Source organism: Pseudomonas sp. 44 R 15, from assembly GCF_900004965.1.
Lineage (GTDB): Bacteria > Pseudomonadota > Gammaproteobacteria > Pseudomonadales > Pseudomonadaceae > Aquipseudomonas > Aquipseudomonas orientalis_A.
In genome coordinates, this window is sequence record NZ_CVTU01000009.1 from 1 (window position 1) to 7788 (window position 7788).

Below are 7788 nucleotides of genomic sequence, written 5' to 3' on the forward strand. Positions count from 1 at the left end.
TAACCCGGCGTCCTGCCGGGTTACCCACGGATTCAAGCCTGCGTTCGGCCAGCGTGGTTTAACGGGGCGCCTGAGATCAAAAGCAAAAGCGCGGTGGCCTTAGAGCCGACCGGTATCATTTGCCGGTCCGCGATCCAAATGTGGGAGGGGGCTTGCCCCCGATGAGGGAGAGTCAGTAAGTACATCAGTGACTGACACATCGCCATCGGGGGCAAGCCCCCTCCCACATTTAGTCTCATGTCTGTCAGAGGTTAAGGCTCAGGCTGACGGTGAAGTTGCGCGGCTCGCCGGGGTTGACCCAGTAGCTGCTGTAGGATCGCTCGTAGTACTTCTCGTTGAACAGGTTGTTGAGGTTCAGCCCCACGGTGACATTCTCCGTCGCTTTGTAATGCGCCAGCAGATCGACGGTGTGGTAAGCCGGCAGTTCAAAACCTGTTCCCGCCTCACCGGAGCGATCACCGACATAGGTAAACGCCGCCCCCAGGTCCGAACCGCGCAATGCGCCGTCCTGGAATTGGTACACCCCCAACAGACTGCCGCTGCGTTTGGCGACGCCGAGGATACGGCTGCCGGCAGGAATGGTTTTATCGCCCTTGGTCACTTCGGCGTCGATGTAGGCCAACGCGCCGATCACGCGGATGGCGTCGGTGACCTGCCCGGTCAGTTGCAGGTCCAGGCCCTGGCTGCGCGCCTTGCCCATGGCGCGGTTGGTGTTGGTCGCCGGGTCCAGGGTCAGCACGTTTTCCTTTTCGATATGGAAGGCGGCGAGGGTGGCGCTGAGGCGGTCGTCAAACAGCTCGCTCTTGACCCCGACTTCATACCCCACACCTTCTTCGGGCTTGAAGGTCTTGCCACCGGCATCCAGGCCGCTGTTGGGCTTGAATGAGGTGGAGGCGTTGGCGAATACCCCAACCTGCGGTGTGAGTTGATAGAGCAGGCCGGCGCGTTGGGTGAAGGCGTCGTGGGTTTGCCGGCTTTTGGCGTGGTTGCGGGTGAAGTCGTCGGTGCTCTGGTCGAAATGCTCGAAGCGCGCGCCCACCATGCCGCGCAGGCGGTCGGTAAAGACGATCTGGTCTTGCAGGTTCAGCGCATGGCTTTGGGTCTGCTCGAAGAAATCGGTACCGGTGCGCGTGCCATTGGGTTTTGGCTGGCCGTAGACCGGGTTGTAGAGATCAACGGGGTAGTTGCTGCCGCCAATGGCGGTCACTCGTTCCTTCTTGCGGTAGTCCTCGTACTCGGTGCCGATCAGTAGTTCATGCTGCCAGCTGCCAATATCGAACAGCCCGCGCAGTTCCAGTTGGGTGATGCTGTCGTGCCAGCCGGTTGAGCGCTCACGGTAGCGACGGTTGACGGTGTGACCGTCGGCGTTCAGCGCACGGCTTTCCGAAGCGTCGCCCCACAGGCTGCCTTGTTTGTAATGACTGGCCAGGCGCAGCTTCCAGGCATCATTGAGGTGATGTTCCAGCGCGGCCTGGATGCGGTTGTTGTGGTTGCGGATATTGCCGTCGTCGGGCTCGCCGAGGAACGTGGAATGGGACATGCCGGTGTCGGCGACAATGCCGCGGTCGAAGGTGGAGGCGTGGCGCACGAATTCGCTTTCCACCAGCAGAGTGGTATCCGGGTCCAGTTCCCAACTGAAGGACGGCGCGACGAACACTCGCTTGGCGCCCACGTGATCGCGAAAACTGTGGTTGTCTTCAACCGCCAGGTTCACACGCGACAGCACGCGACCCTCGCTGTCGAGCGGCGTATTCACGTCCAGCGCGGTGCGGTAGCGGTCCCAACTGCCCGCGCTGGTTTGCAGCGTAGTGAAGGCTTCGGGTTGGGGTTTCTTGCTGACGATATTCACTGTGCCGCCTGGATCGCCACGTCCGTACAGGCTGGCGGCCGGCCCCTTGAGCACTTCGATGCGTTCGATGTTTGCCGCGTCCGGCGTGCTCGGGTAGCCGCGATTGGCACTGAAGCCGTCCTGGTAGAACTCGGAGGTGGTGAAGCCGCGCACGCTGTATTCGTAAAGGGTCAGGCCGCCAAAATTGTTCTGCTTGGAGACGCCGCCGGCAAATTCCAGGGCGCGTTCCACACTGGTGCTGCCCAGGTCCTTAAGTACCGTGGCAGGAATCACGCTGATCGATTGCGGGATATCGCGCAGGGCGGTGTCGGTCTTGGTGGCGCTGGCGGAGCGGGTCGCGCGGTAACCCTGCACCGGGCCGGTCGCCGACTCGTAGGCGTCGGTGGTGACGCTGATGGTGTCCAGTTCCAGGGTGTTTTCTTCGGCGTAGGCAGGGTCGAGCAGCAAACCCAGGGCCAGGCCGGCCAGGGGGGCAAATTTTCGAGACGGCATGATAGAGCGTTCCAATGTCGATATTGAAACAATATAACATGTCTAATGAGAAAGATTGCTATGTCATATCAATGCACCAGCGCCCGCGAACGGGCGCGGGTGCGCTGCCGCTTATTCCTCTTCCTTCACCGGTGCCGTGGCCGGCGGCGGGCGCAGGCCGATTTCCGCCGACAGCTTGATTTCCTTGCCGTTGCGCATCACCTGGATCGCCACCTTGTCGGTCGGCTTGATCCGCGCCACCTGGTTCATCGACTTGCGGCCATCACCGGCGGGTGCGCCGTCGATGCTGAGGATCACATCGCCCAGTTGCAGGCCGGCTTTCTGCGCCGGGCCGTCGCGGAAGATCCCAGCGACCACGATGCCCGGGCGCCCGGTCAGGCCAAACGACTCGGCCAGTTCCTTGGTCAAGGGCTGGACTTCAATGCCCAGCCAGCCACGAATCACCTGGCCGTGTTCAATGATCGACTTCATCACCTCCATCGCCAGCTTCACCGGGATCGCAAAACCGATGCCCTGGGAACCGCCGGACTTGGAGAAAATCGCTGTGTTGATGCCTGTCAGGTTGCCATTGGCATCCACCAGCGCGCCGCCGGAGTTGCCGGGGTTGATCGCCGCGTCGGTCTGGATGAAGTCTTCGTAGCTGTTAAGGCCCAGTTGGTTACGCCCGGTGGCGCTGATGATGCCCATGGTCACCGTCTGGCCGACGCCGAACGGGTTGCCGATGGCCAGCGCCACGTCACCCACGCGCAGGCCGTCGGAGCGGCCGAGGGTGATCGACGGCAAATCCTTCAGGTCGATCTTCAGTACCGCAAGATCGGTTTCCGGATCGCTGCCCACCACGCGGGCCAGGGTCTCGCGGCCGTCACGCAGGGCCACCACGATCTGGTCGGCGCCGGTGGTCACGTGGTTGTTGGTGAGGATGTAGCCTTCCGGGCTCATGATCACCCCGGAACCGAGGCTGGACTCCATGCGGCGCTGCTTGGGCCCGTTATCACCGAAATAGCGGCGGAACTGCGGGTCTTCGAACAGGGGATGCGCCGGCTTGTTGATCACCTTGGTGGTGTACAGGTTGACCACGGCGGGGGCGGCGATGACCACGGCGTCGGCATAGGTCACCGGGCCTTGCACCACGGTGCTGGTTTGCGGGGCCTGCTGCAGGTTCACATCCAGACTGGGCAGGCCAACCCACTGGGGATAACGCTGAATAATCAGCATCGCGATCAGCACGCCAGCCAGCAATGGCCATCCAAAAAAACGCAGTGCCTTGAGCATCAAGTAAGTCCTGACAGGTTGCAGGGGGCGCGGGAGCGCCCATAATGTCGCGCATTATACGAGGCTGTGACGCCTGCGAACCGGATATTTAGGAGTCTTTTATGGCCGTCCCCCTTACCACCCTCGTCGAGGAAGCGGACCGCTACCTTGGCAGCCTGAAAATCGCCGATTATTGCCCCAACGGCCTGCAAGTCGAGGGCCGGCCCCAGGTGATGCGCATCGTCAGCGGCGTCACCGCCAGCCAGGCCCTGCTGGACGCCGCCGTCGAAGCCCAGGCCGACCTGATCCTGGTGCACCACGGGTATTTCTGGAAGGGTGAGAACCCCTGCATCACCGGCATGAAGCAGCGTCGCCTGAAAACCTTACTCAAGCACGACATCAGCCTGCTGGCCTACCACCTGCCCCTGGATCTGCACCCCGATGTCGGCAATAACGTGCAGCTTGCCAGGCAACTGGACATCACCGTCGAAGGCCCGCTGGACCCCGGCAACCCCAAAGTGGTTGGCCTGGTCGGCTCGCTCGCCGAGCCGCTGTCACCGCGCGACTTTGCCCGTCGCGTGCAGGACGTGATGGGCCGCGAGCCGCTGTTGATCGAAGGCAGCGAGATGATCCGCCGCGTCGGTTGGTGCACCGGGGGCGGCCAGGGCTATATCGACAATGCGATTGCCGCGGGCGTCGACCTGTTTATCAGCGGCGAAGCGTCCGAGCAGACCTTCCACAGCGCCCGCGAAAACGACATCAGCTTCATTGCCGCCGGCCATCACGCCACCGAGCGTTATGGCGTGCAGGCACTGGGCGATTACCTGGCGCGACGCTTCGCCCTGGAGCACCTGTTCATCGATTGCCCGAACCCGATCTGAGCCATACAGCGGGACTCAATGTGGGAGGGGGCTTGCCCCCGATTGCGGTGTGTCAGTCAGTACCTATTTCACTGATCCACCGCTCTCGAGGGCAAGCCCCCTCCCACACTTGACCGCATTGCAGGCCAAACTCAGGGGTATATTCATATACCGTTTCGATCTAGTTGGCGCCCTGAATAGAAGCAGGTGCTGTGCTAGCATGCCCCGCTCGAACACGGCCCGCTGGCCGTCCACAAGATCGTTTTTCCGTGAGTAGCCATGGTCGACAAACTGACGCATCTGAAACAGCTGGAGGCGGAAAGCATCCACATCATCCGCGAGGTCGCCGCCGAGTTCGACAACCCGGTGATGCTCTACTCGATCGGTAAAGACTCCGCCGTGATGCTGCACCTGGCACGCAAGGCCTTCTTCCCGGGCAAACTGCCGTTCCCAGTGATGCACGTCGACACCCGCTGGAAATTCCAGGAGATGTACAAGTTCCGCGACAAGATGGTCGAGGAACTGGGCCTGGACCTGATCACCCACGTCAACCCGGACGGTGTGGCGCAGGGCATCAACCCCTTCACCCACGGCAGCGCCAAGCACACCGATATCATGAAGACCGAGGGCCTCAAGCAGGCCCTGGACAAGCATGGTTTCGACGCTGCCTTTGGCGGCGCGCGTCGCGATGAAGAGAAATCCCGTGCCAAGGAGCGCGTGTACTCATTCCGCGACAGCAAGCACCGCTGGGACCCGAAAAACCAGCGCCCGGAGCTGTGGAACGTCTACAACGGCAACGTCAACAAGGGCGAGTCGATCCGTGTGTTCCCGCTGTCCAACTGGACCGAGCTGGACATCTGGCAGTACATCTACCTGGAAGGCATCCCGATCGTGCCGCTGTATTTCGCCGCCGAGCGCGATGTGATCGAGAAGAACGGCACGTTGATCATGATCGACGACGACCGCATCCTCGAGCACCTGTCCGACGAAGACAAAGCCCGCATCGTCAAAAAGAAAGTCCGTTTCCGTACCCTTGGCTGCTACCCGTTGACGGGCGCGGTGGAGTCCGAAGCCGAGACGCTGACGGACATCATTCAGGAAATGCTCCTGACGCGAACTTCCGAGCGCCAGGGCCGTGTCATCGACCACGATGGCGCCGGCTCCATGGAAGATAAAAAACGTCAAGGCTATTTCTAAGGGGCTGTCATGTCGCATCAATCTGATTTGATCAGCGAGGACATCCTCGCCTACCTGGGCCAGCACGAGCGCAAGGAAATGTTGCGCTTTCTGACCTGTGGCAACGTCGACGACGGCAAGAGCACCCTGATCGGGCGCCTGCTGCACGACTCCAAGATGATCTACGAAGATCACCTGGAAGCCATCACCCGCGATTCGAAAAAATCCGGCACCACTGGCGATGACATCGACCTGGCCTTGCTGGTCGACGGCCTGCAGGCCGAGCGTGAGCAGGGCATCACCATCGATGTGGCCTACCGCTACTTCTCCACCGCCAAGCGCAAATTCATCATCGCCGACACCCCGGGCCATGAGCAGTACACCCGCAACATGGCCACCGGTGCCTCCACCTGTGACCTGGCGATCATCCTGATCGACGCCCGCTACGGCGTGCAGACCCAGACCCGTCGCCACAGCTTCATCGCCTCGCTGCTGGGTATCAAGCACATCGTGGTCGCCGTCAACAAGATGGACATCAACGGCTTTGACCAAAGCGTGTTCGAGTCGATCAAGGCCGATTACCTGAAGTTTGCCGAGGGCATCGCCTTCAAGCCGAGCACCCTGGCCTTTGTGCCGATGTCGGCGCTCAAGGGCGACAACGTAGTGAACAAGAGCGAGCGTTCGCCCTGGTACACCGGCCAGTCGCTGATGGAGATCCTCGAAACCGTCGAGATCGCCAACGACCGCAACTACACCGACCTGCGTTTCCCGGTGCAGTACGTCAACCGTCCGAACCTGAACTTCCGTGGTTTTGCCGGCACCCTGGCCAGCGGCATCGTGCACAAGGGCGACGAAGTCGTGGTGCTGCCGTCGGGCAAGAGCAGCCGTGTTAAATCCATCGTCACGTTCGAGGGCGAGCTGGAGCACGCAGGTCCCGGTCAAGCGGTGACGCTGACCATGGAAGACGAGATCGATATCTCCCGTGGCGACCTGCTGGTACACGCCGACAACGTGCCGCAAGTGACCGACGCCTTCGACGCCATGCTGGTGTGGATGGCCGAGGAGCCGATGCTGCCGGGCAAGAAATACGACATCAAGCGCGCCACCAGCTATGTGCCGGGTTCCATCACCAGCATCGTGCACCGTGTGGACGTGAACACCCTGGCCGAAGGCCCGGCCAGTTCCCTGCAGTTGAACGAGATTGGCCGGGTCAAGGTCAGCCTGGACGCCGCCATCGCCCTGGACGGTTACGACAGCAACCGCACCACCGGCGCCTTTATCGTCATCGACCGTTTGACCAATGGCACCGTTGCGGCGGGCATGATCATCGCCCCGCCCGTGACCCATGGCAGCGCGGCGCAGCACGGCAAGTTGGCCCATGTGGCCACCGAGGAACGTGCCCTGCGCTTCGGCCAGCAGCCGGCCACGGTGTTGTTCAGCGGCCTGTCCGGCGCCGGCAAGAGCACCTTGGCCTATGCGGTTGAACGCAAGCTGTTCGACATGGGCCGTGCGGTGTTCGTACTGGACGGCCAGAACCTGCGTCACGACCTGAACAAGGGGCTGCCGCAGGACCGCGCCGGGCGTACCGAAAACTGGCGGCGTGCCGCTCACGTGGCGCGCCAGTTCAACGAAGCCGGCCTGCTGACCCTGGCCGCGTTCGTCGCCCCGGATGCCGAAGGCCGTGAACAGGCCAAGGCGCTGATTGGCAGCGATCGCCTGCTGACGGTGTACGTGCAAGCGTCGCCATTGGTGTGCGCCGAGCGTGATCCGCAAGGGCTGTACGCTGCCGGTGGGGATAACATCCCGGGTGAGTCGTTCCCGTACGACGTGCCATTGAATGCCGACCTGGTGATCGACACCCAGGCCCTGTCGCTGGAAGACAGCGTCAAGCAAGTGCTGGAACTGTTGCGCCAGCGCGGCGCGATCTAAACCGGTACTCGGTCAAATGTGGGAGGGGGCTTGCCCCCGATGGCGGTGTGTCAGTCAAATAGGCTGAGTCTGACACTCTGCTATCGGTATCTACACAACTCAGCAGCGCCCAACCGTAACCACGATGCGAAGCGAGCCGCTCTTGATCTGCTTTTGATCTTGATCTCAGGCGCCCCGTTAAACCACGCTGGCCGAACGCAGGCTTGAATCCGTGGGTAACCCGGCAGGACG

The 7788-nt window shown here is 61.9% G+C and carries 5 protein-coding genes; 3 read left to right on the forward strand and 2 right to left on the reverse strand.

Features of this window, described 5'->3' with window-relative positions:
- Positions 1–244 precede the first annotated feature (244 nt).
- Together BFP93_RS00105 and algW are read right to left on the reverse strand one after the other, a co-directional pair.
- Positions 245–2341, reverse strand: coding sequence for a TonB-dependent siderophore receptor (locus tag BFP93_RS00105; RefSeq protein WP_065891505.1), 2097 nt, complete (start codon positions 2339–2341; stop codon positions 245–247).
- A 111-nt stretch (positions 2342–2452) separates the two neighbouring features.
- A complete protein-coding gene (gene algW, locus BFP93_RS00110) occupies positions 2453–3613 on the reverse strand; it encodes a Do family serine endopeptidase AlgW (protein ID WP_057725862.1) in 1161 nt (386 codons plus the stop codon).
- Between the two features lie 101 nt (positions 3614–3714).
- Here algW and BFP93_RS00115 point away from each other — a divergent pair, with 101 nt between their 5' ends.
- From BFP93_RS00115 to cysN, 3 genes are all read left to right on the forward strand, one after another.
- Positions 3715–4473, forward strand: a complete 759-nt coding sequence (locus BFP93_RS00115) for a Nif3-like dinuclear metal center hexameric protein (protein WP_065891506.1) — start codon at positions 3715–3717, stop codon at positions 4471–4473.
- Positions 4474–4731: 258 nt separating this feature from the next.
- Entirely contained in the window at positions 4732–5649 is a 918-nt protein-coding gene (gene cysD, locus BFP93_RS00120) for a sulfate adenylyltransferase subunit CysD (protein WP_017137614.1), read from the forward strand.
- 9 nt (positions 5650–5658) lie between these two features.
- Positions 5659–7557: a sulfate adenylyltransferase subunit CysN gene (cysN, locus tag BFP93_RS00125; protein WP_065891507.1), complete on the forward strand. Its 1899-nt coding sequence runs from the start codon at positions 5659–5661 to the stop codon at positions 7555–7557.
- The last annotated feature ends 231 nt before the right edge of the window (positions 7558–7788 follow it).

What these genes read in the sequence shown, in the direction of transcription:
- cysN (WP_065891507.1), top strand. Translation starts at nt 5,659, where the DNA reads ATGTCGCATCAATCTGATTTGATCAGCGAGGACATCCTCGCCTACCTG.
- cysD (WP_017137614.1), top strand. Translation starts at nt 4,732, where the DNA reads ATGGTCGACAAACTGACGCATCTGAAACAGCTGGAGGCGGAAAGCATC.
- BFP93_RS00115 (WP_065891506.1), top strand. Translation starts at nt 3,715, where the DNA reads ATGGCCGTCCCCCTTACCACCCTCGTCGAGGAAGCGGACCGCTACCTT.
- BFP93_RS00105 (WP_065891505.1), bottom strand. Translation starts at nt 2,341, where the DNA reads ATGCCGTCTCGAAAATTTGCCCCCCTGGCCGGCCTGGCCCTGGGTTTG.
- algW (WP_057725862.1), bottom strand. Translation starts at nt 3,613, where the DNA reads ATGCTCAAGGCACTGCGTTTTTTTGGATGGCCATTGCTGGCTGGCGTG.